The following is a 25,883-nucleotide window of genomic DNA, read 5'->3' as shown; positions in this document are numbered from 1 at the left end:
ACATGGAAAAAGCAATCAGTGTATCAGAAAACCCGTTTTATAAGACTAAAAAAACGGGTGGAAATATAAAAGAAAACGCAGTTGTCGGATTGACACAAATCGCAGTTCTTTTAATTATTGCCATCTTGTTTATAATTTTAGGTATTATTATTTACCAAGGGCGTGAAAAATTTTCATGGGAATTTATAAGTTCCTTTCCAACCGATGGAATGACCAAAGGAGGTATTTTTCCTGCTTTGATAGGGACTTTTATATTGGTTATTGTCATGTCGATAGCGGCAGTTCCTTTTGGAACTATAACAGCCATTTATTTAACGGAATATGCCAAAGAAAATTCAAAATTTGCTGCAGCAGTACGATTTTCAATTAGAACATTGGCAGTAGTGCCTTCTATTATTTTTGGTCTTTTCGGACTTGGATTTTTTATCCAATTTGTTGGAACAGGAATGGATTCTGCTTTCAATGATGGTGAATTGCATTGGGGACAGCCTAATATTCTTTGGGCAAGTTTGACTATGGCATTATTGACGCTTCCTGTGATTATCGTTTCTGTGGAAGAATCCTTAAAAACGATCCCCCGAGAATTAAGGGAGGCCAGTTTGGCTTTGGGAGCTACAAAATGGCAAACCATTAAAAAAGTAGTTTTTCCAGGTTCTATCTCTGGAATTATGACAGGAACTATTCTTGCCGTGAGTAGAGGTGCAGGAGAGGTTGCCCCTATTTTATTTACAGGAGCGGCCTATTATTTAGCCACTTTGCCGGAATCTTTGAGCGATCAATTTATGAATCTGGGATATCATGTTTATATTATGTCCACACAATCTTCGGATGTAGAGAAAACAATGCCTATTCAGTTCGCAACCACATTGGTATTATTAATTCTTACTTTATCATTAAATCTGGTTGCGGTAATCATCAGATCAAGAATTAGAAGAAGAGCAAAATAATTCCAAAGACAACCTAATTATTTTAGATTTAATAAAGAAAACATGAGAGATATAAAAATAGAGGTTAAAGATTTATCGTTATATTATGGTGATAAAAAGGCCTTAAAGGAAATTTCAATGCAAATCCCGGCGAATAAAGTGACTGCATTAATAGGACCTTCGGGTTGTGGTAAATCTACTTTTTTGAGATGCATCAATAGAATGAATGATCTTATTCCGAGTGTGAAAATTACTGGTGAAATGCTGGTTGAAGGTGTGGATATTTACAATAAAGACGTAGATGTTGTAAATATTAGAAAAAAAATTGGAATGGTTTTTCAAAAGTCAAATCCTTTCCCAAAATCTATTTATGAAAATATTGCCTATGGTCCTAAAATTAATGGGATAAAAGACAAAGCACAGTTAAACGAAATCGTTGAAACTTCATTGCGCCAGGCTGCTATTTGGGATGAATTGAAAGATCGTTTGGATGATTCCGCAATGGGTCTTTCAGGTGGACAACAACAGCGTTTGTGTATCGCCAGAACTTTGGCGGTAAGCCCGGATATTATTCTTATGGATGAACCTGCGAGTGCATTGGATCCTATTTCTACTTCAAAAATAGAGGAATTAGTTCATGAGTTGAAAGAACAGTACACAATAATAATTGTTACCCATAACATGCAACAAGCTGCAAGAACCAGTGATTATACTGCGTTCTTTTACTTGGGAGAATTGATTGAAATTGGTAAAACTAATACTATATTTACCAAACCAGAACAAAAGCAGACTGAAGATTATATCACAGGAAGATTTGGATAAAAGGTATATAAATAGAAATAGACTTTCTAAAAAGCGTATTTTGATTTTTTAATCTTTTAAATTTTTAAATAAAAAAACATGGCATCACACTTTGAAATAGAATTAGAAAAACTAAAAAATGTAATTGTAAAAATAGGTAAGCTTGCAGAAATTCAAGTGAGTGGATCCGTAAACGCTTTGCTGTCAGAACCTGTTGCTGAAGGTAAAGAAGTAAAAAAAACAGAAAATAAGATTGATAAATTAGATGTGAAGATTGATGAAATTTGTCAAAGTATTTTTGCTTTGCAACAGCCTGTCGCTTCTGATTTACGTTTTATTATGTCAGCCATGCAAATTAGCAATGAGATAGAAAGAATTGGTGATTTGGCGATAAGCATCATAAAAAAAGCTAAGAATATTAAAGATAAGCATGACTTAATTGTTAAGTTTAATATTACTGATATAGCCAGACAAGTTGAGGTTATTACCATAAAAACGAATGAATGTTTTTTAACTCGTAATGAAAACACCATTGGTGAGATCTTTATTTTGAACAATACCATAAAAAATGAATCCGATGATGCAATACATAATATCATCAATGAAATGAAGTCAAATTCTAAGACCGTAGTTTCTGGAACAAATCTTGTGATTGTTTTAAAACATTTAGAGCGTATTTCTGAGCATTGTACGAATATTGCAGAGTATGTTTATTTTATGATTAATGCCAAAATTATCAAACACGAAAAATTTGGTGATAAGAAATCAGATAATTAATTTGATGTAGACAATCTGCAATTAATTTGTAGATTTATATAAAAACACACTAATTAGATACTTTGAAAGTATGGTAATTAGTGTGTTTTTTGATTGTAAAAGAGATATAAATCAGTAATCTTTCAAAGTACATCTCTAAAAAAACATTAATTCTTTTCAAAAACCTGAAACAATGTTTTCCAGTCTAATGCCGTATCTAATCGTGGCAGACCTTTATATAAGTCAATTTCTTCGAGGTTTTCTATTCTAAAATCGTTTTGCTCTGCATAAGGAACTAATCCTTCTTTTTTTAATTTTTTTGCTAGATATTCCTGTTCATATTGACCGGGAGTAGGAATGAAAAAAGCCTTCTTGTTCAGTTTTGCCAAGTCCATAATGGTGGTATATCCGGACCTGCACAATACTTTATCACTTCCGTTAAAAGTTTGTTCGAGTTGGCGCGTATTCATAAAGTTATAATACGTGACATTATTAATTTGCTCCTTTATCTGGTCTTTTTCTATAATACCTTTTATAAAAACAACCTTCCCATTATATTTTAAGATTTCAGTCCTTAATTTATCTTCAAGCAAACCTCGTTGAGGTTCAGGTCCTGATAAAATAATCATCAAATCGTATTGTTTTGGAGTCTCACGTTTTTGCATTCGGCTTAATGGCCCAATGTATCTAGTTTCAAAATCTGCCTTTTTTATATGTCCTAATTTACCGGTCAAATTTGGGGTTTCTTCTAAATCCGGAATCCAGCATTCTTTGTATTTTTTTATAATATGCTGATGGAGCATACTAGTAATCCAGGTTGTATTCCCGGTCATCACATTCAATTGATGTGTCATAAATACCGAAGGCACTTTTTGGCTAAATACCCCAAGCCTGTTATCAGATATCACACCGTCAATGGAATATTTTTTAATCCATTTCTTTACTAATTTTTTTTCATTCCAAACGGCTTCAATCATTTTTGGACAATTCTTCAATAATTTCCATTTAAAATTTTTACCATTTTTGGAATATTCTATTTCGTATGAAGGTAATTCCAGTGTTTGTAAATAAGGAAATTCTTTTCGCAGTAATTCCAGTGCAATGCCATCTGAAGCGATTATTGGGATGTAATCATTTTCTTGTAAAGCCTTAATAATAGGGATGCAGCGGGTAGCGTGTCCCAGACCCCAATTCAATGGAGCAATCAAAATAGTCTTATTGTTAGCATTCAAATCCATTTGGCAATATATATATGTTCGTTATTTAAATTTGAAAGTTACTCAATGAAGTGGTTTTTTATATTTCTAAGGCATTACCAAACTATTAATTTATTCCTGTAAATGTACTTTGCTATTTCTGTTTTTTGTCTAGTTCTAAAAAAACGATACGTCATAAAATAATATCAAATAGTAAATTAAAAATAAGCTCTCAATTGTACATTTCCTGTATGAATGGCTTGGCTGGATTTACTTTTCCGGCCTTGATAATTTAAGTTTATGTCCAGAAATTGGGTCAGATTTTTTTGTAACAGTAATCTCCAAGTCAAGTTTTGGCCTGTTTGTAATCCTTCGAGCATTTGAAATCCTACGGAAGAGAATTCATTTCCCGTGAACTTATTCTGATAAAAGGAAACCTCTCCATTGATGGTTATTTTTTTATCACCCGCGTAAGAAAAGGAAGTTCCTAATCGGTTTTGAAGTAGCCTTTCCAAGCTTCCAATTTGATTTTCCTTATTTTGTAATTCATAGAATAAATCCCAACTGGTATTTTTTGAAAAAAGGTAACTGATTTTTGGAGCCAATAAATAGCCATCAATAGCGTAGTTTTTTTCAGGATAATTTTCGGATTTTATGATCGTCTGTATTGTTTTGGCAAAAAAGCCAAACAGCCAACTTTTCTTGTATAAATGAGCATATTGTAATTGATGGGAATCGTTTGCGGCTTCTTGAGATCCTATGGATAGCAAGTTTTTTGTTTTGTTTTGCAAATAGGAATACGTAATGGAATGGTTTTGTTTTCCTCGGTTATAAAACAAACTATTTCTGAAGCTGGAATTCAATCCCAACACATTTTCCTTATTGGATTTAAAAGGATTTAATTCGAAATTATCGCCTTCACTTTTTATTTTTCGATCAATTATAAATGAAGTTTGGTTATAGAAATAAGAAAGCAGTTTTTTTATTCCAAGTTCATTTTGCCATTGATTTGGATTTATAGTTACGGATTGGGAGAACTTATTTTGATGTGTTTTTATATAAATTCGATTCGGTAAAAATATCCGAATGTATTTTGCCTGGTCAATAAATGGTGCAACTTCAAACTCTTGTATTTCCTGAATTCCATTAGCATTGTAATCATTCCAGGTATAAACTCCTTGTCCTGTCGGAACTTCAAGATAGGTGAATTCCTGCTGTGGAATACTTCCTGAATTGGTTTCATAAACGGTTGTGCTTTGAATCAATTGATTGAAAAAACGATCAGTGTAAACTATTCTGGAATTTAATGAGGACTCCTTTTTCTTTGTAATGTCTGCAAAATCAAGTACTCTATAATTCACATAAGCGGTTAAATCACTTTTCTTTGTTTGGATTAATTTCGATTTCAAAAAATAAGTTTGGGATGCATTTACGCGTTGTATCAATCCATTTTGCAAGCTGTCATTTTTTCGTCTTAAATACCCCAATTCTACAAATACTTTAGTGCTGTCGCCACGACCTGTAAAAAGACTGTATTCAGTGAATCTTTGGCTTAAAGCCGAAAATTGATTGGTGGTTTTAACTTTTTCCTGATTGTCTTCTAATCTTAGGCTGGTGCCAATCCAGTTCTTATTAAAATGATAACGAGTTTGCGTTTGGTTTCTATAAAATTTAGAAGAGGATTCAATTCCATCGCTTTTTAAGAAACTGCCATGATTTTGAATCGTCCAATTTTTCAATTTAAATGCTCCATCAATGCTATGTCTGCTTCCGGAAAAACTTTCTGAGAAATCCAGTTTTTCAAATTGATAGTTTAGCAGTCCTTTGTTCTGGGGATTTTCTTTTGGATTTAATTCGAAATGCAATCCTGAAACTAACAAACTTTGATTTCCGATGGCAGTAATTCCTAAATTCCAATCTCGGTCAAATTCAATGCTGTAAAGACGTTCTACAGATTTGAAATTTTTCTGGATAAATTGATAACTGGCAAAAGCGTCAACATTCCATTTTTTTGAAAATAAGCGTTGCTTTGCATTTATTTTGGCTGCTAAGCCACGGTTATCATAATCATTTGTTGAGGAGAAAAGATTTTTATCATTGTTACTGATTCCTATTTCATAACCAAAGGCTGTTTTTTCTGTTGGTTTATATTTTCCTAAAAATGTTGCCACTTGAATTTTCGTTGGAGAAACTAATTGTATTATAGGCTCATAATTTCCTTGCGGAATAGCATTAATTGGTTGGATGTATTCATAAATTCGACCATTAGCTGATGAGTTTTTCAAGATATAATTTCCCTTATTTGCCCCCACAAAAGTAAATCGAACATTAAAGAGTTCGTCTTCGGGATTGTTCGAATATTCGAAAACTTCAATAGAATTAATTGTTGTTTTTTGGTACAATACTTTATTATCCGAATACGCATCTGCATAAGCGGAAGGCGCCGTCATCAAATCCGGATTGTCACCGGCATTAACTAAAATCTGGGCTTGTTCTTGAGAAAGATTTTGTTGTAAAGGTTGGTTTTTTAAATCACTTTCGGAATACAAATAGCCTCCAAAACTCCATTTCTCGTTTTCGTGCGAAGCTCCGGCATAGGTTGCAAATCGAGAGTAATTCCTATCCGAATATTGGTATTCTATAGCGATTCGCATTTCGGAAGTAATAGTGAAAAGTGGCGTAAATACTATTTCTCCGGCATTATAATCAATGGTATAATTATTATTTTCTCCTCGTTTCAATAAAATGCCGTTTACATAAACCCGTTCTGAACCTGAAATAACGAGAACATATAATTCACCATTTTGACCTTTTAATTTATAGGGACCCTGATTGCCTTCCTGACCCACAAAATTACTTTTGGCATATTGTCCTTTAACTAATGCGGCCGATGCAAAAACATTGGTTTTACTATCTTCTGTTCCAAAATCGAAATTAGTGGCAAGTCCCTGTACTTTTTTATTGAAATTAAGAAATTGCGTTTTTTTGTTTTCAAGAAAGATATCACCGGCTCTAATGTTCCATTTATCACTAAAAAGTTCCATGAAAATATTGTCAAACTGATCTAGTTTTTGGGAATAGCCGCCATCTTGTAACGGAATATTGCTGTCTTGTAATGAAGCCCTCAGACTTACTTTTTCGGATAATTTTCCGGTTATTTGTAAATCCAGATTCGAATTTAAAACCGTATTTTGATTGTTGCCAATAGTTACTCCACGCATGATACTTCCGGAAGTGTTTAATCCGTCAAAAGGGATGTTCTTTTTGCTGGGATTTGTTTCGATTTTATATAATTTTCCTGAAATGGCTTCGTTACTTACTACTCGGCTCGAATCGTAAATGCGATATTCTTTGGTTAGAATTTCAGGAAGTTTGAGATAATGAACCGTTATGGAATCTGAATATGGAGCGAAATTTTCATTGAAAATTAAGAGTGCTTTTTGGAAATCTATTTTATAAAAAACAGAATCAATAGATTTTTCATTGGCGTCAAGCACTTTGAAGTAATTGGAATTGAGACTTTTATTTTCAAGATGAATAGTATCGCGGGTAGCTGGGATTTTTTTGGTTTTGTATAACGAATTAGTTTCCTGGGCTTGTAGTCCGGAAAAACACATCATTAGAACCAAAAACACTACTTTTTTCAACATAGATAGTATAACGTCTATGCATCAAAAGTAGTGTATTCTGTAAAACAATAAGTACAAGTCGAAACTTTAGATAGAAAAGGATTTCTAACTTTCTTTCGTTATAATTTGCATCGTCTCGCGGCTGACTTGTTTTAATAAAACAACTTTGTTTTCTTCGACAGTTTGTGCCGCTTTATCGTTGAAATGTCTAATGGTGTATAAAGTAACATTTTCATCAAAATCAACTTTAAACTTTTTGGATAGAATGGCGTTCAAAGCTTTAAAATTTTCAAATTTATCTTCCACGCATACTGAAAAACTAATGGCTGAATTTTGAATTAGATTCACTTTTATTTTGAATTGGTGAAACAAAGCAAAAATTTCGCTGATGTGTTCTTCCATAATAAAGGAAAAATCTATTGACGAAAGCGAAATTAAAAGTTGGTTTCTTTTGACAATAAAACAAGGTAAATAAGGCTCTAAATCGGCACCTTTGGCAACGCGAGTTCCTGGTAATAATGGATTTATAAAGGATTTTACAAACAAAGGAATTTCCTTTTTTTGTAAAGGTTGTAAGGTTTTCGGGTGAATAACTGTTGCGCCGTAAAAAGCCAATTCAATCGCTTCACGGTACGAAATTTGGTTTAGCAAACTTGCATTTTCAAAATACCTGGGGTCAGCATTCATAACTCCAGGAACATCTTTCCAGATGGTTACACTTTCCGCATTCAGGCAATAGGCAAAAATTGCAGCAGTATAATCTGAACCTTCACGACCTAAAGTAGTAGTAAAGTTATTTTCGTCAGAACCCAAGAAACCTTGAGTAATATTTAATATTTTTCTTTTTACGTTTTTGGCAATATTCTTTTGTGTCAATTCCCAATCCACTTCTGCATCTCTGTAATTTGCATCGGTTTTTATAAAATTTCGCACATCTAGCCACTGTGTTTTTATTCCCATAAAGCTCATAAAATGGCTCAGGATAGTGGTAGAAATTAATTCGCCATAACTAACGATTTGATCGTAAACGAAATTATAATTTGGAGATTTATTATGAGCCAAAAAATATTCTAAGTCAGAAAATTGAGCATTTACAGCAGTAAAAACCTCGTTTTTCTCTTCTTCAAACAAATCCATCAGAATCTGATTGTGGTATTTTTTTACTTCCTGAACAGATGAATTTAATTCAGGCGACTTATCGAAATAGTTTTTTATTACTATTTCAAGAGCATTCGTGGTTTTCCCCATTGCAGAAACGACCAATAATACATCCTCATAACCTACTTTTTGTAAAACGTCATATACGTTTTTTATTCCTGCTGCATCTTTTACAGAAGCACCACCAAATTTGAATACTCTCATACTTTTTTAAACAAAAAAATTTGTAATTCTATTTCAATCTATTATCTACAAAATAGTTAATTCCTGCTTCGTCCATTTGTGCCACATACCAATCTTTTAACACTTTTGCTCCTGATTTTTCATAAAATTCTATAGCAGGAGTGTTCCAGTCAAGAACATGCCAGTCAATTCTTCGAACATTGTCTTTCTTGCCTTGTTTGATGATTTCAGAATACAAAGCATAGCCCAATCCGGTACCTCTCATCTTGTCTTTTACCACTAAATCTTCTAAATGAATTATTTTTCCTTTCCAAGTAGAATAACGATAATAATACAAAGCAATACCCACAATTTCCGATTCCACTTCGGCAACAAAAACATGGAATAAAGGAGTTGGACCAAAACCATCACGCACTAAATCAGCTACCGTTACAAGAACGGCGTCAGGCTCTTTTTCAAAGTCTGCTAATTCTTGTATAAGTCCTAGCACTGATTGCATGTCTTCGGGATTTCCTTTTCTGATATTCATACGTAGTTTGTGTTTATTTTTTTTTGAATATGGAATTCGCATATCTTTATTGGTGTTTGCATCAAACTCCCGTAATGCTCATTTCATAAATTCTTATTTTAAATGTTGAATTGCTCAAAATAAAGCATTTTACATTCATTATTCAACTATTTTATAAGCAAATATACAATACTGCCAAACTAAGTAAATATTATTCAATTCATTTTCACAAAAAATCCGATATTTGTGACTTCAAATTAACTACAACGATTTCGTAATGGAAGAACGCAACACAACACTAGGTGAATTTATCATCGAAAACCAAAATGCTTTTCAATATTCATCAGGCGAATTATCCCGGATTATCAATTCAATTCGGCTGGCTGCAAAAGTGGTCAATTACAAAGTAAACAAAGCTGGACTGGTAGATATAATTGGTGCCGCCGGGGAACAAAATATACAAGGGGAAGACCAGCAAAAACTGGATGTATATGCCAATGATATTTTTATTCAAACTTTAATCAATCGTGAAATTGTATGTGGAATCGCTTCCGAAGAAAATGATGACTTTATTACAGTGGAAGGAAGTGATAAAAGCCACAACAATAAATATGTAGTTTTGATGGATCCTCTTGATGGCTCGTCAAATATTGATGTAAATGTTTCGGTAGGAACAATATTTTCAGTGTACAGACGCGTTACTCCAATTGGTACTCCGGTTACAATCGAAGATTTTTTACAGCCTGGAATCAATCAAGTTGCAGCAGGTTATGTGATTTATGGTACGTCAACAATGCTGGTTTATACTACAGGTCATGGCGTAAATGGATTTACATTAAATCCGGCAATTGGAACCTTTTATTTATCACATCCAAACATGCAGTTTTCCAAAGATGGAAATATTTATTCCATTAATGAAGGAAATTATGTTCATTTTCCGCAAGGTGTAAAAGATTATATTAAATATTGTCAGCTAGAAGAAGGGGATAGACCTTATACCTCACGGTATATAGGAAGTTTGGTTTCTGACATTCATAGAAATATGATAAAAGGCGGAATTTATATTTATCCAACAAGTTCCAAAGCTCCAAAAGGAAAATTACGTTTGTTATATGAATGCAATCCTATGGCGTTTATTGTAGAACAGGCAGGAGGTAAAGCATCTGATGGTTTTGCAAGTATAATGGAAATTGTGCCTACGGAATTACATCAACGTGTTCCTTTTTTCTGTGGAAGCTATAATATGGTAGAGAAAGCGGAAGATTTTATGCACAAAGCTAAATTAAGCAAGTACTAAAAGTAAGTATAAAAAAAGCTTCCGCCACGGCGGAAGCTTTTTTATGATTTTTATTTATGCATGTTTTGCATTTCGAAAATGAAAGTATCTAAGTCTACTTTTTTATCTACCAATGATAACGCTTTGGCTACGATATAATTTACGTTTTCAGGAGTAAAACCTAATGCTAAACCAATTTTTCTTAATAATAATTCTTGTTTGTCTCCTAACTGATGATCAACATGAACCATTCTGGCTAAATCATACAAACGCTCCAATCTTTGCTCATGTAAATACGGAGGATTGATAGGGTATTTTAATGGGTTTTCTAAAATTTCTACATATTCTGCTTGAGAAATTTCTAGTTTAACGGCCAGTTTGTCTAAAAACATTTTTTCTTCCGGAACAAACTTCTCGTCGGCAAGTGCTACACGAACTATGGCTGAAAAATGACCTTTATTTCTTTGTTTGAATTCGCTATCAAATAAATCTGAAAATGACATAATTATTAATTTTTTATCTTACAAAGATAAGTCTATTTTTAAATTATTAATTTTTTATTTTAAATTTTGTTCGTGAATTAGGGCGTTTTTAAATCATTTTTTAAGTAATGATTTATATTTTCAAATCAATCGTTTTCAAAATTAATCGTAAGTTTACAGCCCCAATATCAATTTAATAAATTACCTATGTCAGAATTTTGGATTTACTTTCAAATAGGATTAAAACACGTTTTGGATATTCATGCGTATGACCACGTTTTGTTTTTAATAGCATTAGCCGTTCCTTTCTCTTTCAAGGATTGGAAACGAATAGTGCTGCTGGTAACCCTTTTTACAATAGGACATACAGTGGCTTTATTGCTTTCCGTTTTTGACATAATTGCCATTAAAGTAAATGTGGTTGAGTTGTTAATTCCGATAACGATATTAATAACGGCGCTGTTCAATCTTTTTACGGCTGGAAAATCAGGTAAAAAAGAAAGTATAAATTTGGTATTCTTTATTACACTTTTCTTTGGGATTATTCATGGTTTGGGTTTTTCAAACTATTTTAAGTCAATTTTGGGAGGAAGCGCAACTTCTAAATTATTGCCTTTGGGAGAATTTGCATTAGGTATAGAAGCTGCTCAAATTGTTGTGGTTTTCGTTGTGTTGGTTTTATCTTACATTGTTCAAACTGTTTTTAGGTTTTCAAAACGGGATTGGACTTTGGTGATGTCAGCATTTATAATAGGAGTAGTTTTGCCAATGATTATTGAAAGTGAAATCTGGATTAGATAAAAAAATGAATACAAAAAAATTAAATAAATACGATAAAGCGTATCTTAGAATTGCAACTGAATGGGGACTTTTGTCTTATTGTAAAAGAAAGCAAGTGGGGGCCATCATAGTAAGAGATAGAATGATAATTTCTGATGGGTATAACGGAACACCATCGGGATTTGAAAATTGTTGTGAAGACGAGGAAGGTTTAACGCGTTGGGATGTATTGCACGCAGAAGCCAATGCAATCCTAAAAGTAGCACGATCCACGCAATCTTGTGAGGGTGCGACGTTATACATTACGCTTTCGCCTTGCAAAGAATGTAGTAAATTAATCCATCAATCTGGAATAAAAAGAGTGGTATATCACAATGGGTACCGCGATGATTCCGGAATTCAGTTTTTGATAAAAGCGGGAGTTGAAGTAGAGCATATTCCGGTATTAGAAGAATAAAATGAAATTGGCTATGTTCTATAGTTTAAAGCTTTTTTAAACTTATATTTTTTTAAAGGTCTAATTTCGTAAAAGCATATTAAACTTGGTTAACCATATAAGAAATATAAGGACACATAATACCAATCATTGACAATTCAACTTAGATGATCTTATATTCCTCATAGGGTTTAAATTTTATTTTTTGTTGTTAATATTTAGAAGAATAAAATGAAAATCGATAATAAATACTTGCCTATACTTATTAGTGTAGCTCTTGCTATAGGAATTGTTCTTGGGGGGGTATTAAATACTCCAAATCAAAATCATTTTTTCACTAAAAATAGTTCGAAAAATAAGCTGAATGAGCTCATTGATTTTATTGATAACGAATATGTAGATGATGTGAATACGGATTCTATTGTAAATCTTACTGTTGACAATATTCTGGCCAAATTAGATCCGCATTCTGTATATGTTCCTCCGAGTGAGCAAACCGAAGTTGTTGAAAGTATGAGGGGAGATTTTGTGGGTATAGGCGTAAATTTCTATATGTATAAGGATTCAGTTGCCATAATAAAACCTGTCGAAAATGGCCCTTCGGCAAAAGCAGGAATAAAAGCGGGTGATAGGATTTTGTATGCCGATAAAACCAAATTGTTTGGACGAAAATTACCGAATGACAGTCTGTTTTCCAAACTAAAAGGTACAGTGGGTTCCGAAATTGAGCTTACAATTTATAGAAAATCAGAGCGTAAAAAAATTAAATTAACAGTAAAGCGAGATGTTATTCCTTTAAAAAGTGTAGATGTGTCCATGCTTTTGAAAAATAATACCGGTTATATAAAAATAAATCGATTTGCCGAAACCACTTATGGCGAGTTTAAAAAGGGATTGGCGACTTTGAAAAAACAAGGGGCACAATCATTAATTATTGACCTTCGCGATAATGGCGGCGGTTATATGGAGGAAGCTATCGCAATTGCTGATGAATTATTGAAAGACAGTCAATTAATTGTTTTTACTAAAAACAAAAAAGGGAATGTAGATAAAACTTTTGCAACGGAAAGAGGAAGTTTCGAAAGCGGAAATGTGTTTGTGTTAATTAATGAAAATAGTGCGTCAGCAAGCGAGATCCTTGCGGGAGCGATACAAGATAATGACAGGGGAACGATCGTAGGACGACGTTCTTTTGGAAAAGGATTGGTGCAACGCGAAATGGATTTTGATGATGGTTCGGCCGTTCGATTGACTATTGCCAGATATTACACGCCAACCGGCCGCTCCATTCAAAAACCATATTCTAAAGGAAATGAAGCGTACTTTAAAGAATCGAATACTCGTTTTGAAAACGGGGAATTGTTTGAAAAGGATAGTATAAAGGTTTCCGACAGTTTAAAATTTAAAACCAAAAAAGGTAAAATTGTTTATGGCGGCGGCGGAATTGTTCCTGATGTTTTTGTGCCACTTGAAGTAGAGCATGGAAATGAAAGTACCGCTTATTTAATGCAATCGGGAATCGTAGGCCATTTTGTATTCGAAGAATTAGACAAAAATAGAAATGTTTTTAAAGGATTGTCTTTTCAACAATTCATGACTAAAATGAATGGAACGGATTTGTATTTCAATTCTTTTCAAAAGTATATTTTCCAAAACGGATTGGATTTGAAATTCGGAAAAAGCAAGTCATTAGTAAAACGATACCTTGCCGCAGAATTTGCCCGACAGGTATATGGGGGAAAATATTATTATGAAATTGTTCTGAAAGAAGATGCGATGATTAAAGCGGTTTTCAAGAATTAAAATGAATAAAAGAGTAACTGTTTTAAAGGACAGAATCTAATTTTCACTGTCCCAATCTTTCCTATAGCGAATGAGTTCTTTGTCTATCATGTTTTTAGAAGTATTTAATAAATAGGTTGCATCTTCAGAATAAATAGGCAAAAAAAAAGTTATTTTAATCTCGGTGGTAAGTTTTCCAAAACATTTTAAAAAATGCGGAATAAAAGTGTCGTTTCCGATGAAGGCATCCGTTTTTTCTTTATAATCGATCGCTATAGGAATAACTGCTGATTTTATCTTAGTGGCCATGACAAATGAACCGTAATTGAAATCGACAGTCGTTGGTAAATCATGTGTTGTTCCTTCAGGAAAATTAATGATAGAATATCCTTTGCTAAGAACTTCTCGAATTTTTTCAGCAGTTTCTTGTCTGCTTTTTGAGCACTTTCTGTCTACAAATAACACACCCGATATTTTACAGATGTATCCAATAAGTGGCCATGATGCAACCTCTTTCTTTCCTACAGGAAAGGCATGGATTAGATTTACAATAACGATTGGGTCAAAATATGACCGATGATTGGCTACAATTAGCCACTGTACAATGGGTTTTTCGCCATAGACAATTGTGCGTATCCCTAAAATGATATTAGATACTCTTATTAAAAAATCGCGCAATACGAGCGCTTTGTTGGAATTAGTTTCTTCACTCCAAAAGAAACTCATGAAATAGAAAATAATCGAGAAAAAGGAAACAAATACTATAAAAATGATGAGTCTTGTGAAGCTCAATAATAGTGATAACATAAAAACAATTTAATGAAAGTGTAAACCTACCATTATTTTTCTAGAGATTTTTCAGAATGAAATTCTATTTATCTTATACTATCGTGACAATGCGTTTGTACGCCACCATTCCATAAAGTAAGAATGTCGGTAGCAACGGCAGCACCACTTCCGGCAGCAATGGCCAGTTGGCTTCTCCAGCCTGCTAAAGTTCCTATGACATAAATCCCATCGGCAACTTTGTGGTCACTATTTTTTAATTGGATTCGTTGTTTTTCAGGTAGCGATTTTTGATGCGGTTCAACATATTGCATTAATCCATCTATTGTAAAAGTATTTGCGGATCCAATGCCTATGACGATGATTTTAGTTTTATAGGTTTTCCTATTTGTCGTAACCATAAATTCAGGGAATTCCCCTTTAATTTTCAGCACTTTTTCATCCGGAATTTGTGTAATGTGAGGATAGGTTTGGGAAAGATGTTGGACGCTTTCAGTCAATAATTCGGAACCTAATTTGCCTGCTGCTATTCCGTAAGCATTATTAAACAATGCTTCCTGAAGAGCAGATGTCTTTTGATGAGTAAAAATGCCAATTTTTTTATCAGTGGCAAAGGATTTGTTTTTTGCTGAACCCAAAACAAGGGCGCAAGACATTCCGGAAACACCACCGCCAAAAATCAGAGTGTCAAACATGTTAAAGTTTGTCATTCGAGTTTTCTTCAATTTTTTTAGACATTCTAAAAATTAGAAGAATCAAAACAGCGCAAAAAGAAGCTGCAATTCCAATAAAAGCAACAACACTGTCTCCTTGAAATGGATTTCTGAAATCAAGCAAAGTAACATTAAATATGATTAAAGCTAAGGCTAAAAACACTAATATGTTAGTAAAGATTTTCATGATATGTTTTTGTTTTTAATATAAAATAGATGGTTAGGAATATTTCTTTTGGAAATTTAAGTCCAAATAAAATCAAATTATTTTACATTTATTACGTTATGGGGGTAAATTTATGAAAATTTATTTTAGACAAATAAACCTTTAACATTAGCGGCGAATAATTTAACAGCAATTGCAAGAAGTACCACTCCAAAAGTCTTGCGAATGACTCCAAGGCCATTTTCTCCTAATATTTTTTCGATTTTGGAGGATGATTTCAAAACAATATATACCAGAATAATATTCAAAATTATCGCAAGTACTATATTTACAGTATGAAATTGGGAACGCAAGGATAGTAAAGTTGTCATAGTTCCTGCTCCGGCAATTAAAGGAAAAGCAAGAGGGACTATTGAGGCGGAACTTGCTTCTTCGTCACGATAAATACGAATTCCTAAAATCATTTCTAATGCTAAAAAGAATAATACAAACGAACCTGCAACGGCAAAAGAATTCACATCAATCCCAATTAAATTCAATAATTCTTCTCCCACAAAAAGAAAAACAATCATAATTATACCGGCTACTATTGATGCCTTTTCGGATTCTATATGTCCGTGTTTCGATCTTAAATCAACAATAATAGGAATGGTTCCCACGATATCAATTACAGCAAAAAGGACCATTCCAACCGTAATTATCTCTCTAAAATCGATTTCAAACATAGTTTTTTTGTTTGCAAAGTTAAACTTTTCGATAGATTTTTGATTAAAATCGAATTTTATTACAATACGTTTGAGCCTTTTTTTATGGATTACTATTTGATTGCTTTTTTGATATTTTAGATTGTATACGGTTTACTATTAGTTTGTTAATGACTTTAAAAAGTCAATTGATAAGTTGGTTTGCAAAGAAAGTTAAAGTTGGTTTTTATCTAAAAATATACAATTTACTTTGACTACCTTTGCGCTTTATAATCACAGTACCCCAAAATAATGTTTCAATTAGGAAAAACCATCGTTTCAGAAGACATACTCGAAAAAGATTTTGTTTGCAATTTATCAGCCTGTAAAGGGGCTTGTTGTGTAGATGGTGACGCAGGAGCTCCGTTGAGCGTTGAGGAAACGAAGATATTAGAAGAAATTTATCCTAAGGTAAAACCGTTTCTTCGTAAACAAGGAATTGCTGCTATTGAAGCGCAAGGAACTTGGGTAAAAGGAACTGATGGTGATCTTGAAACACCACTGATTGACAATAAAGATTGTGCTTATGTGATTTTTGACGGTAAAACAGCACTTTGCGGTATCGAACAAGCGTACAATCAAGGAATAATTGATTGGAAAAAACCAGTTTCTTGTCATTTATATCCTATCCGTGTGAAAGATTTTACAGAGTTTGCCGCTGTCAATTATGACAAGTGGGATATTTGTGATGCGGCCTGTTCTTTAGGTCAGGAACTTGAAGTTCCTGTTTACAAATTTGTTAAAGAAGCATTGATTAGAAAGTTTGGAGAAGACTGGTATGCAGAGCTTGAAAAAGTGGCTCTGGACATGAAAAAATAAATCCAAAAAAAAATTAAATTTTTCTTGTTTCCTGTTTTTAAAATCCTATATTTTACGGTGCTTTACGCTCTTTTTTAAATTTTAAACTACTGATATACAGTTTTTTATGGTTTGTATGAAAAGTGTCCTGATTTTTTCCATTTGTTAAAAACTAGGTCCGATTGTGAATAAGTTTGGCTTTTAATTTCGGCAATATTTCACAATCTTTGTAATCCACGGAATGCATAAAATTTCGTTAAAATCTCAAAAAAATAAACAATTATAATGGCGCAAGTTGAACCAATTTTACAAGAAAATAAAAATCGTTTCGTAATTTTTCCTATCAAACACCATGATATTTGGGAATGGTACAAGAAAATGGAGGCTAGTTTCTGGACTGCTGAAGAAATCGATTTGTCGCAAGATTTAAACGACTGGAATAATAAACTTTCTGATGAGGAGCGTTATTTTGTAAAACATATTCTTGCTTTTTTTGCTGCTTCTGACGGAATTGTAAACGAGAATCTTGCTGAAAATTTTGTGAACGAAGTGCAATATGCTGAAGCGAAATTCTTTTATGGTTTTCAAATCATGATGGAAAACATTCACAGTGAAACGTATTCGTTATTGATTGATACCTATGTAAAAGATGAAGCGGAGAAAGATGAATTATTCAATGCTTTAGAGGTTTTTCCAGCGATTAAGAAAAAAGCGGACTGGGCTTTGAAATGGATCGAATCGGATTCGTTTGCTGAAAGATTGATAGCTTTTGCAGCTGTGGAAGGAATTTTCTTTTCGGGAGCATTTTGTTCTATTTATTGGTTGAAAAAACGTGGATTAATGCCGGGATTGACATTTTCTAACGAATTAATTTCTCGTGATGAAGGTGTTCATTGTGATTTTGCGGTGCACTTACACAACCACCATTTGGTTAATAAAGTGCCAAAAGAAAGAATCAGAAGTATTATTGTAGATGCTTTAAATATAGAAAGAGAATTTATCACTGAGTCTCTTCCTGTGAGTTTAATAGGAATGAATGCGGTGTTAATGACACAATATTTAGAATTTGTTGCTGATAGATTATTAGTAGAATTAGGTTGCGACAGAGAATACAACACTTCAAATCCTTTTGATTTTATGGATATGATTTCGCTTCAAGGGAAAACAAATTTCTTTGAAAAGAAAGTTGCCGAATATCAAAAGTCAGGAGTAATGAATACTGATGAAGATGCTCAGAAAATTAGTTTTGACGCTGATTTTTAGAAAGTAGTTATCGCATCAACGGGTATTTTAGCCCCGATGGAAGGGAATATCCTTTCTAGTCCTGAACTTGTTTCAGGATCCTGAAACAAGTTCAGGACTAGAAAGATTGGAATGACAGCGGGATTAGCTTCCCAAAAAAATAAAACAAATACTCAAAAATGGGAAAGGGATTTTCTGTTTTTTTAAACAATTAAGCGTATGTATGTAGTTAAAAGAGATGGCCATAAAGAGCCGGTAATGTTCGACAAAATCACAGATAGAATTAAAAAACTATGTTATGGTTTGAATGATTTGGTTGATGCTGTGAAAGTGGCAATGCGAGTAATTGAAGGACTTTACGATGGTGTTTCAACATCTGAATTGGATAATCTTGCTGCCGAAACTGCTGCGTCAATGACTATTGCGCATCCTGATTATGCTCAATTAGCAGCTCGTATTGCAATCTCAAATTTACATTCGAATACAAAAAAATCATTCTCGGAAACGATGAATGATATGTTCAATTATGTAAACCCGAGAAACGGTCAATATGCTCCGTTACTTTCTGAGGAAGTACATAAAGTAATTATGGATAATGCAGAGTTTCTAGACTCACATATTATATATAATAGAGATTTTAACTACGATTATTTTGGTTTTAAAACCTTGGAAAGATCGTATTTGCTAAAAATAAACGGTAAAATCGTGGAACGTCCGCAACACATGTTAATGCGTGTGTCTGTTGGAATTCACTTAGACGATTTGAAATCGGTAATAGAAACGTACGACTTAATGTCGAAAAAATTCTTTACGCATGCAACGCCAACATTATTTAACGCTGGAACTCCAAAACCTCAAATGTCTTCTTGTTTCCTTTTGGCGATGCAAGACGATAGTATTGACGGGATTTATGATACGTTGAAACAAACGGCAAAAATCTCCCAATCAGCAGGTGGAATTGGACTTTCTATTCACAATGTGAGAGCAACTGGTTCTTACATTCGTGGAACAAACGGAACTTCAAACGGAATTGTTCCAATGTTGCGTGTTTTCAATGATACGGCGCGTTATGTAGATCAAGGTGGTGGAAAACGTAAAGGTAGTTTTGCTATTTATATCGAAACTTGGCATGCGGATATCTTTGAATTCTTAGACTTGAAAAAGAATACCGGAAAAGAAGAAATGCGAGCAAGAGATTTATTTTTTGCAATGTGGACTTCAGATTTGTTTATGAAACGAGTGCAGGAAGACAGTTATTGGACGCTGATGTGTCCTAATGAATGTCCGGGATTGTATGATGTGTATGGCGAAGAATTTGAAGCTATGTACATTGATTACGAGAAACGTGGAAAAGGCAGAAAAACCATCAAGGCACATGAATTGTGGGAGAAAATCCTGGAATCGCAAATCGAAACTGGAACGCCTTACATGTTGTATAAAGATGCAGCCAATAGAAAATCAAACCAAAAAAATCTAGGTACAATTCGTTCTTCGAATTTGTGTACGGAGATTATGGAATATACATCTACAGATGAAATTGCAGTTTGTAATCTAGCTTCACTTTCGTTGCCAATGTTTGTGGAAAACAAAAAATTCAATCATGACTTATTATTCACCGTTACCAAACGCGTAACCAGAAACTTGAATAAAGTTATTGACAGAAATTATTATCCGGTAAAAGAGGCCGAAAACTCAAATATGCGTCACAGACCAGTTGGTCTTGGAGTACAAGGATTAGCCGATGCTTTCATTATGTTGCGTTTGCCATTTACGAGCGACGAAGCTAAAAAACTGAACCAAGAAATTTTTGAAACTTTATATTTTGCAGCCGTTACCGCTTCAATGGAAATGGCCAAAGAAGAAGGTCCTTATTCTACTTTTGAAGGTTCGCCAATGTCTGAAGGAGAATTTCAGTTCAATTTATGGGGAATGAAAGATGAAGAATTATCAGGACGTTGGGATTGGGCTTCTTTGAGAAAAGAAGTGATGGAACACGGGGTGAGAAACTCATTATTAGTAGCGCCAATGCCAACTGCTTCGACTTCTCAAATTTTGGGTAACAACGAAGCATTCGAACCATATACTTCTAATATTTACACGAGAAGAGTACTTTCGGGAGAATTTATTGTGGTGAACAAACACTTATTGCACGATTTAGTGGAACGTGGTTTGTGGAACGAAACTTTGAAACAAGAATTAATGCGAAATAATGGTTCTGTTCAGGACCTGGACATTCCGCAAGACTTGAAAGAATTGTACAAAACCGTTTGGGAAATGTCCATGAAAGACATTATCGATATGTCGCGTCAACGTGGTTATTTTGTCGATCAATCACAATCGTTGAACTTATTCATGCAAAATGCCAATTATTCTAAATTGACATCGATGCATTTCTACGCTTGGCAATCTGGATTGAAAACCGGAATGTATTATTTGAGAACGAAAGCTGCGGTGGATGCGATTAAATTTACATTGAACAATGATAAAAAAGCAGAGCCAATTGAAATTCAAGAACAGTCAATCGCTGTTCCTGCAATAGCGGAACAAGTAGAGATGACTGCCGAAGAATACAGAGCCATGATTGAACTTTCTAAAAATGCAGGGCCGGACGATTGTGAAATGTGTGGGTCTTAAAGATTTTAGAATGATGATTAACGATTTTTGATTTTTGATCGAGAACGGTAATAAATAAAACACTTTGTCATTTCTCCCGAAGCTTCGGGAAAAGGAGAAATTTTAAGCAGTTATTGTAATGATAACTGCTTTTTTTTGGAGCTATTTCCCGCTTTCCGTTGCAATCTTTTTATTTTTAAAGAAAAAATAAAAAGGATTTTCCCTGCAATCTGGGCTAAGACATTTATCTTCAAAAGGAATAAGTATTTAAAATAACTTTATAGGTATAATTAATTATGACAAATCAAAATAACAGAGGAAGAACATTTTGGGATTTAATTGCAGAGCATTCAAAAATGACTTTTACATTAATATTGATTTTAATTGCAATTATTCTATTACTTGTATTTAATGGGTATACATTAAAATCAAACTTTCTTACTTTAGAGCCAGAAAAAAAATTAAACAACAAAAATATTCAAACTTTTGATACTGCTGTAACTGTAAAAAAAGAATCATTTAATACTTCTCAAGTGGTGAGTAAACAATTAGTTAATAATGCTAATTCTAATATATTGAATGAACAGAAAAAGATTAATCAATATGAAAAATTAAATAATAGTAATCCAACAGTTAGTGTTACAAGCAACAACCAAAGTGGAGGAATAACTGCTAATCAAGTCAATATAGGTGCTGTTCCTCGGAATTTAGATGAAAAAACACAAAATCAACTCTTGGGAATTTTAAAAAAAAAGAATGAACTCATTGGTATATCATCAGTAATGGGAGATTCAGAGGCGTTTAAATATGCAAATCAAATTAATGATTTCCTCAAATCTCAAGGTTATACTAAAGTTGAAGGTGTGTCACAATCTGTTTTCAATAAACCTATTATGGGACAATTTATAAATAAAGATAGCATTGGCTTTAAAATTGTTATTGGAACAAAATTAGACTAAAGAAATATTTTAGAGCATTGGTTTGTATTTTTTTACTTTCACACAATAATGAAGTTTGTAAGTAATATTTTAGAATTAATTTGTTATATTTGAGATAGCTATCGCTATTAGTAATCGTTTTTTATACTAAACTAACTACTATGGAAAATAAAAAATTTACTGTTACAGATGATTTATTAGCTTCCAAAAGCCAGCGTCTTCTGAATTTCATTATCGATGTATTGATTATTTATATTATCGGAATCAGTATTGGAACAACCATAATTATAGTTGGAGACTTGACCCATAGTTATGGAGCCTCGAATTGGGTTAAATCATTGAGCCTAATTGAAAATTCCTTTTTTGAACTCATTATCCTGTTTTTTTACTACGGACTTACTGAAATGTATTTCTCCAGAACATTCGCAAAGTATTTCACTGAAACACTAGTTGTAAAGCATGATGGTTCAAAACCAAATATGAAAAGCGTTATTATACGAACAGTATCCAGATTAATCCCTTTTGAGCCTTTTTCCTTTTTAGCAGGCGACTCACGAGGATGGCACGATACACTATCAGTTACTTATGTGGTGAAAAAGCATGAGTTTATTGCAAAAAAGAAATTGCTTGATCCATCCGATGAAATCGTAGTTTGACAATAGTTTCACTTAAAAAGAAAACCTAGTAAATTTTAAATCTACTAGGTTTTTTATTTAATTATTAAACAGTTGCTATATTTTCTACAGCTATTCTCATCTCTTGAGCTGCGGCTACCATTTCGACTAAAGCCTTTTTAGTTTCGTCCCAATGACGGGTTTTTAAACCACAATCCGGATTGACCCAAAGTTGGTCGACAGGAATAACTGCCGAAGCTTTCTCTAATAGCTTCACCATTTCGGTACTGGAAGGTACGCGAGGTGAGTGAATATCATATACGCCAGGTCCTATTTCGTTTGGATAATTGAAATCGGCAAAAGCATCCAGTAATTCCATTTGCGAACGCGAACATTCTATGGTGATTACATCGGCATCCATATCGGCAATATTTTGTATGATATCATTAAACTCGCTGTAACACATATGCGTATGAATCTGGGTGTCATCTTTTACGCCACTTGCCGAAATTCTAAAGGCTTTTACTGCCCAATCCAAATACGTTGCCCATTCTTCTTTGCGTAAAGGCAATCCTTCTCGAATGGCGGGTTCATCAATTTGAATAATCTTAATTCCTGCATTTTCTAAATCGATTACTTCATCTCTAATCGCCAATGCAATTTGGGTGCAGGTTTCAGAACGCGGTTGATCGTTACGCACAAAGGACCATTGCAAAATAGTTACGGGGCCGGTTAGCATTCCTTTTACCCATTTTGGCGTAAGCGATTGTGCAAATTCAGCCCATTTCACAGTCATCGGATTTGGACGGGAAACATCACCATAAATAACGGGAGGTTTTACACAACGGCTGCCGTAACTTTGTACCCAACCGTTTTTGGTAAACGTAAATCCGTCTAATTGTTCTCCAAAATATTCGACCATGTCGTTGCGTTCAAATTCTCCGTGAACCAATACATCAATTCCTGTTTCTTCTTGAAAGCGAATCGTTTCTTCGGTTTCTTTTTGGAGTAAATCATCATACTGTTGTTGGTTTAATTCGCCTTTTTTGAACTTTGCTCTCCAGCTGCGCACTTCGGTAGTTTGCGGGAAAGAACCAATAGTTGTAGTAGGAAATAAAGGAAGATTTAATACGTCTATTTGTTTTTTTCTACGAATGGAAAATGGGTTTTCTCTTTGATCATCACCAGTTGTAATACTGGCGACACGATTTTTCACCGCATCATTATGTATTAAAGCGGATGTTTTTCTGTTTTCATTGGCGATAGTATTTTCTTCAAAGCGAATAGAATTACTAATGTCTATTTCATTCGAAGCAAAATATTTGAGCAGTACTATTTCTTCAGTTTTTTGTTTGGCGAAAGCCAACCATTGCTTGATTTCAGGAGTTAGTGTTGCGTTGTTAGTTTCTAATTCCAAATCACATGGCGAGTGAATAAGGGAACACGATGGCGCAATCAGGATTCTGTTTTCGCCGAGTGCATTTGTCGCTTTCTTAATAAGGGCTAAAGATTTTTTGAAATCATTTTTCCAAATATTTCTTCCATCTACAACACCAAGTGATAGGTTTACATTACTGGACAATTGCCCTGATTCCAGAATATCATCCAATTGGGAATGACAACGAACCAAATCTAAATGCAAAGTATGAACGGGTAAAGCAAGAACAGTGTCAAGATTCTCTCCAAAGCAATCAAAATAATTAGCAAGAATTAGTTTGATTTTTGGGAAACGTTTATTGATTTCATTATATACATAAGTGATTGCATTTCTTTCTTTATCGGTTAAATTCAAGGCTAAAAACGGTTCGTCAAATTGAATCCATTCTACTTTTTGATCCTCCAGTTTTTGCAAAATTTCAAAATAAACCGGAAGCAATTTATCGATAAGATCTATTCTATGAAAACCTTCTTCCTTTTCCTTTCCAAGAAGCAAATAAGTTACAGGTCCTATAAGTACCGGTTTTGTTGCAATCCCTAAAGCATTGGCTTCTTTGAATTCATCGATTATTTTTTCGGAGAATAATTTAAATTCTTGATCTTTTGTAAATTCGGGTACGATGTAATGATAATTGGTGTCAAACCATTTTGTCATTTCCATGGCAACCACATCTTGTCCGTCTTTTTGCGAACCTCTGGCCATGGCAAAATACAAATCGATAGTGGAGTTTGTTTTGGCTAATCCTTGATAACGTTTGGGAATAACACCCAATGTAAGCGATAAATCCAATACTTGATCGTAAAACGAAAAGTCGTTTGAAGGGATTAAATCGATTCCGGCTTCGGCTTGTAACTGCCAGTTTTGCTTGCGGATAGTTGCGCCTGCAGTTAAAAGTTCTTCTACGGAAATTTTTCCTGCCCAATACGATTCACAGGCTTTTTTTAATTCTCTGTTGCTACCAATTCTTGGATAACCTAGATTGTTTGTTTTCATTATATACAGTATTTTTTACTAGGCAAAGTTATTGTATTGGATATTTAAACTTAACTTAGCCTATTATTTAAGTGAATAAAAGTATTATATAGGTATATGGTAGGTTTTAGTTCTGAATGAAACTTTGAAAATGATTTTTAACAGTAAAAAATACTATGGAAAATATTGACAACATTGATTTGCAAATCTTAAAACACCTGCAAGAAAACTCGAATATCAATACTAAAGAGCTTGCCGGTAAATTATTTCTGACGGTTACACCAGTCTATGAACGTATAAAGAGATTGGAACGAGATGGCTATATTATGAAATATGTTGCCTTGTTAGATAAGAAAAAATTAAATCTTGGAATGACTGTTTTTTGTAATGTTCGGCTAAAGGAACATGCCAAAAATGTGGGAAGTAATTTTGTAAAAGATATTGTAGCCCTTCCTGAAATTATAGAATGTTACAATATAGCAGGGGATTATGATTTTATGCTGAAAATTTTGGTTGAAGATATGTCCAGTTACCAGGATTTTGTAATGAATAAATTATCGACTATTGAGAATATAGGCAATACTCAAAGTGTTTTTGTGATGGGAGAAATCAAGCACAGTACGGCATTAGCTATTTAACAGCGCGAAATTATTTTATTAATTTGGGGTTAAGAGATTTTTAATTGCTTAAGCAAGGCATTCGCTTTTAGAATTAACAGCTTTTAATCTGTAAGATGAATTAATTTTTTAAGTGGTTTTTATTTTAGAATCTACGTAAATCTGCGTGAAAATATAGGCATGCAGATTTAGCAGATCCAGCAGATTTTATAAAATTTGAATAATTGAAATAACAAATTTTTTAAAAGCGAATGCCAGGGCAAACGCACCAGTTAAAATGACAAAAAATGTCGTAATCTATTAAAAATAGGTTGTTTAATATTTTTTTAA

23 protein-coding genes are annotated in these 25,883 nt (G+C 33.6%); 13 read left to right on the top strand and 10 right to left on the bottom strand.

The features are described from left to right. The first annotated feature begins 2 nt into the window (after positions 1–2). From pstA to phoU, 3 genes are all read left to right on the top strand, one after another. Positions 3–947 (top strand): phosphate ABC transporter permease PstA, encoded by a 945-nt coding sequence (pstA, locus tag FNW38_RS10620; protein WP_143387551.1) that lies wholly within the window; start codon positions 3–5, stop codon positions 945–947. Positions 948–989: 42 nt separating this feature from the next. Continuing rightward, on the top strand, positions 990–1,748 hold the full coding sequence (gene pstB / locus FNW38_RS10615; RefSeq protein ID WP_143387550.1) for a phosphate ABC transporter ATP-binding protein PstB: 759 nt from the start codon (positions 990–992) through the stop codon (positions 1,746–1,748). Positions 1,749–1,826: 78 nt separating this feature from the next. Next, a complete protein-coding gene (gene phoU, locus FNW38_RS10610) occupies positions 1,827–2,504 on the top strand; it encodes a phosphate signaling complex protein PhoU (RefSeq protein WP_143387549.1) in 678 nt (225 codons plus the stop codon). Positions 2,505–2,650: 146 nt separating this feature from the next. Here phoU and FNW38_RS10605 read toward each other — a convergent pair whose 3' ends face one another. From FNW38_RS10605 to FNW38_RS10590, 4 genes are all read right to left on the bottom strand, one after another. Beyond that, positions 2,651–3,721 carry a glycosyltransferase gene (locus FNW38_RS10605; RefSeq protein WP_143387548.1) on the bottom strand — a complete coding sequence of 357 codons (1,071 nt, stop codon included), beginning with the start codon at positions 3,719–3,721 and terminating at the stop codon, positions 2,651–2,653. Between the two features lie 176 nt (positions 3,722–3,897). Continuing rightward, positions 3,898–7,329: a hypothetical protein gene (locus FNW38_RS10600; RefSeq protein WP_143387547.1), complete on the bottom strand. Its 3,432-nt coding sequence runs from the start codon at positions 7,327–7,329 to the stop codon at positions 3,898–3,900. An 84-nt stretch (positions 7,330–7,413) separates the two neighbouring features. Beyond that, a complete protein-coding gene (locus tag FNW38_RS10595; RefSeq protein WP_143387546.1) occupies positions 7,414–8,670 on the bottom strand; it encodes an aspartate kinase in 1,257 nt (418 codons plus the stop codon). Positions 8,671–8,698: 28 nt separating this feature from the next. Beyond that, the gene (locus FNW38_RS10590) at positions 8,699–9,178 is read right to left on the bottom strand and encodes a GNAT family N-acetyltransferase (RefSeq protein ID WP_143387545.1); all 480 of its coding nucleotides are present in this window, start codon (positions 9,176–9,178) and stop codon (positions 8,699–8,701) included. Positions 9,179–9,434: 256 nt separating this feature from the next. Between FNW38_RS10590 and fbp the strand changes: the two genes are divergently transcribed. Further along, a complete protein-coding gene (fbp, locus tag FNW38_RS10585) occupies positions 9,435–10,454 on the top strand; it encodes a class 1 fructose-bisphosphatase (RefSeq protein ID WP_143387544.1) in 1,020 nt (339 codons plus the stop codon). 50 nt (positions 10,455–10,504) lie between these two features. Here fbp and FNW38_RS10580 read toward each other — a convergent pair whose 3' ends face one another. Continuing rightward, positions 10,505–10,936 (bottom strand): tellurite resistance TerB family protein, encoded by a 432-nt coding sequence (locus tag FNW38_RS10580; RefSeq protein ID WP_143387543.1) that lies wholly within the window; start codon positions 10,934–10,936, stop codon positions 10,505–10,507. Positions 10,937–11,122: 186 nt separating this feature from the next. On the opposite strand from FNW38_RS10580, the gene FNW38_RS10575 reads away from it, so the two are divergent. From FNW38_RS10575 to FNW38_RS10565, 3 genes are all read left to right on the top strand, one after another. Further along, the gene (locus FNW38_RS10575) at positions 11,123–11,716 is read left to right on the top strand and encodes a HupE/UreJ family protein (RefSeq protein WP_143387542.1); all 594 of its coding nucleotides are present in this window, start codon (positions 11,123–11,125) and stop codon (positions 11,714–11,716) included. Between the two features lie 4 nt (positions 11,717–11,720). Continuing rightward, positions 11,721–12,152, top strand: coding sequence for a deoxycytidylate deaminase (locus FNW38_RS10570; protein WP_143387541.1), 432 nt, complete (start codon positions 11,721–11,723; stop codon positions 12,150–12,152). 210 nt (positions 12,153–12,362) lie between these two features. Then, the gene (locus FNW38_RS10565; RefSeq protein WP_143387540.1) at positions 12,363–13,934 is read left to right on the top strand and encodes a S41 family peptidase; all 1,572 of its coding nucleotides are present in this window, start codon (positions 12,363–12,365) and stop codon (positions 13,932–13,934) included. A gap of 36 nt (positions 13,935–13,970) precedes the next feature. On the opposite strand, the gene FNW38_RS10560 is transcribed toward FNW38_RS10565, so the two are convergent. From FNW38_RS10560 to FNW38_RS10545, 4 genes are all read right to left on the bottom strand, one after another. After that, on the bottom strand, positions 13,971–14,720 hold the full coding sequence (locus tag FNW38_RS10560) for a lysophospholipid acyltransferase family protein (RefSeq protein ID WP_143387539.1): 750 nt from the start codon (positions 14,718–14,720) through the stop codon (positions 13,971–13,973). A gap of 68 nt (positions 14,721–14,788) precedes the next feature. After that, positions 14,789–15,394: an FAD-dependent oxidoreductase gene (locus tag FNW38_RS10555; RefSeq protein ID WP_143387599.1), complete on the bottom strand. Its 606-nt coding sequence runs from the start codon at positions 15,392–15,394 to the stop codon at positions 14,789–14,791. Position 15,395: 1 nt separating this feature from the next. Beyond that, complete coding sequence (locus FNW38_RS10550) at positions 15,396–15,599, bottom strand: hypothetical protein (protein WP_143387538.1); 204 nt, start codon at positions 15,597–15,599, stop codon at positions 15,396–15,398. A 125-nt stretch (positions 15,600–15,724) separates the two neighbouring features. After that, the gene (locus FNW38_RS10545) at positions 15,725–16,303 is read right to left on the bottom strand and encodes a MarC family protein (protein ID WP_143387537.1); all 579 of its coding nucleotides are present in this window, start codon (positions 16,301–16,303) and stop codon (positions 15,725–15,727) included. Between the two features lie 270 nt (positions 16,304–16,573). On the opposite strand from FNW38_RS10545, the gene FNW38_RS10540 reads away from it, so the two are divergent. The 5 genes from FNW38_RS10540 (at position 16,574) to FNW38_RS10520 (ending at position 22,568) form a co-directional block, all read left to right on the top strand. After that, positions 16,574–17,140 (top strand): DUF3109 family protein, encoded by a 567-nt coding sequence (locus tag FNW38_RS10540; protein ID WP_143387536.1) that lies wholly within the window; start codon positions 16,574–16,576, stop codon positions 17,138–17,140. Between the two features lie 264 nt (positions 17,141–17,404). Further along, positions 17,405–18,382: a ribonucleotide-diphosphate reductase subunit beta gene (locus FNW38_RS10535; RefSeq protein WP_143387535.1), complete on the top strand. Its 978-nt coding sequence runs from the start codon at positions 17,405–17,407 to the stop codon at positions 18,380–18,382. A gap of 198 nt (positions 18,383–18,580) precedes the next feature. Further along, on the top strand, positions 18,581–20,995 hold the full coding sequence (locus FNW38_RS10530) for a ribonucleoside-diphosphate reductase subunit alpha (RefSeq protein WP_143387534.1): 2,415 nt from the start codon (positions 18,581–18,583) through the stop codon (positions 20,993–20,995). Positions 20,996–21,270: 275 nt separating this feature from the next. Beyond that, positions 21,271–21,933, top strand: a complete 663-nt coding sequence (locus tag FNW38_RS10525) for a hypothetical protein (protein WP_143387533.1) — start codon at positions 21,271–21,273, stop codon at positions 21,931–21,933. A 140-nt stretch (positions 21,934–22,073) separates the two neighbouring features. Beyond that, entirely contained in the window at positions 22,074–22,568 is a 495-nt protein-coding gene (locus FNW38_RS10520; protein WP_143387532.1) for an RDD family protein, read from the top strand. A gap of 64 nt (positions 22,569–22,632) precedes the next feature. Here FNW38_RS10520 and metE read toward each other — a convergent pair whose 3' ends face one another. Next, positions 22,633–24,957 carry a 5-methyltetrahydropteroyltriglutamate--homocysteine S-methyltransferase gene (gene metE / locus FNW38_RS10515; protein ID WP_143387531.1) on the bottom strand — a complete coding sequence of 775 codons (2,325 nt, stop codon included), beginning with the start codon at positions 24,955–24,957 and terminating at the stop codon, positions 22,633–22,635. 155 nt (positions 24,958–25,112) lie between these two features. On the opposite strand from metE, the gene FNW38_RS10510 reads away from it, so the two are divergent. Next, positions 25,113–25,574: an Lrp/AsnC family transcriptional regulator gene (locus FNW38_RS10510; RefSeq protein WP_143387530.1), complete on the top strand. Its 462-nt coding sequence runs from the start codon at positions 25,113–25,115 to the stop codon at positions 25,572–25,574. Positions 25,575–25,883 lie beyond the last annotated feature (309 nt).

Origin of the sequence: Flavobacterium gawalongense, from assembly GCF_007097265.1 — a bacterium.
In the GTDB taxonomy this organism is placed as follows: Bacteria; Bacteroidota; Bacteroidia; order Flavobacteriales; family Flavobacteriaceae; genus Flavobacterium; species Flavobacterium gawalongense.
Note: the sequence above shows the minus strand (reverse complement) of the source record. Positions and strands in the feature narration are given on the sequence as shown.

Bases quoted from the DNA above. Each gene is read 5' to 3' on its own strand.
- pstA (WP_143387551.1), top strand. From the start codon at position 3: ATGGAAAAAGCAATCAGTGTATCAGAAAACCCGTTTTATAAGACTAAA.
- pstB (WP_143387550.1), top strand. From the start codon at position 990: ATGAGAGATATAAAAATAGAGGTTAAAGATTTATCGTTATATTATGGT.
- phoU (WP_143387549.1), top strand. From the start codon at position 1,827: ATGGCATCACACTTTGAAATAGAATTAGAAAAACTAAAAAATGTAATT.
- FNW38_RS10605 (WP_143387548.1), bottom strand. From the start codon at position 3,721: ATGGATTTGAATGCTAACAATAAGACTATTTTGATTGCTCCATTGAAT.
- FNW38_RS10600 (WP_143387547.1), bottom strand. From the start codon at position 7,329: ATGTTGAAAAAAGTAGTGTTTTTGGTTCTAATGATGTGTTTTTCCGGA.
- FNW38_RS10595 (WP_143387546.1), bottom strand. From the start codon at position 8,670: ATGAGAGTATTCAAATTTGGTGGTGCTTCTGTAAAAGATGCAGCAGGA.
- FNW38_RS10590 (WP_143387545.1), bottom strand. From the start codon at position 9,178: ATGAATATCAGAAAAGGAAATCCCGAAGACATGCAATCAGTGCTAGGA.
- fbp (WP_143387544.1), top strand. From the start codon at position 9,435: ATGGAAGAACGCAACACAACACTAGGTGAATTTATCATCGAAAACCAA.
- FNW38_RS10580 (WP_143387543.1), bottom strand. From the start codon at position 10,936: ATGTCATTTTCAGATTTATTTGATAGCGAATTCAAACAAAGAAATAAA.
- FNW38_RS10575 (WP_143387542.1), top strand. From the start codon at position 11,123: ATGTCAGAATTTTGGATTTACTTTCAAATAGGATTAAAACACGTTTTG.
- FNW38_RS10570 (WP_143387541.1), top strand. From the start codon at position 11,721: ATGAATACAAAAAAATTAAATAAATACGATAAAGCGTATCTTAGAATT.
- FNW38_RS10565 (WP_143387540.1), top strand. From the start codon at position 12,363: ATGAAAATCGATAATAAATACTTGCCTATACTTATTAGTGTAGCTCTT.
- FNW38_RS10560 (WP_143387539.1), bottom strand. From the start codon at position 14,720: ATGTTATCACTATTATTGAGCTTCACAAGACTCATCATTTTTATAGTA.
- FNW38_RS10555 (WP_143387599.1), bottom strand. From the start codon at position 15,394: ATGTTTGACACTCTGATTTTTGGCGGTGGTGTTTCCGGAATGTCTTGC.
- FNW38_RS10550 (WP_143387538.1), bottom strand. From the start codon at position 15,599: ATGAAAATCTTTACTAACATATTAGTGTTTTTAGCCTTAGCTTTAATC.
- FNW38_RS10545 (WP_143387537.1), bottom strand. From the start codon at position 16,303: ATGTTTGAAATCGATTTTAGAGAGATAATTACGGTTGGAATGGTCCTT.
- FNW38_RS10540 (WP_143387536.1), top strand. From the start codon at position 16,574: ATGTTTCAATTAGGAAAAACCATCGTTTCAGAAGACATACTCGAAAAA.
- FNW38_RS10535 (WP_143387535.1), top strand. From the start codon at position 17,405: ATGGCGCAAGTTGAACCAATTTTACAAGAAAATAAAAATCGTTTCGTA.
- FNW38_RS10530 (WP_143387534.1), top strand. From the start codon at position 18,581: ATGTATGTAGTTAAAAGAGATGGCCATAAAGAGCCGGTAATGTTCGAC.
- FNW38_RS10525 (WP_143387533.1), top strand. From the start codon at position 21,271: ATGACAAATCAAAATAACAGAGGAAGAACATTTTGGGATTTAATTGCA.
- FNW38_RS10520 (WP_143387532.1), top strand. From the start codon at position 22,074: ATGGAAAATAAAAAATTTACTGTTACAGATGATTTATTAGCTTCCAAA.
- metE (WP_143387531.1), bottom strand. From the start codon at position 24,957: ATGAAAACAAACAATCTAGGTTATCCAAGAATTGGTAGCAACAGAGAA.
- FNW38_RS10510 (WP_143387530.1), top strand. From the start codon at position 25,113: ATGGAAAATATTGACAACATTGATTTGCAAATCTTAAAACACCTGCAA.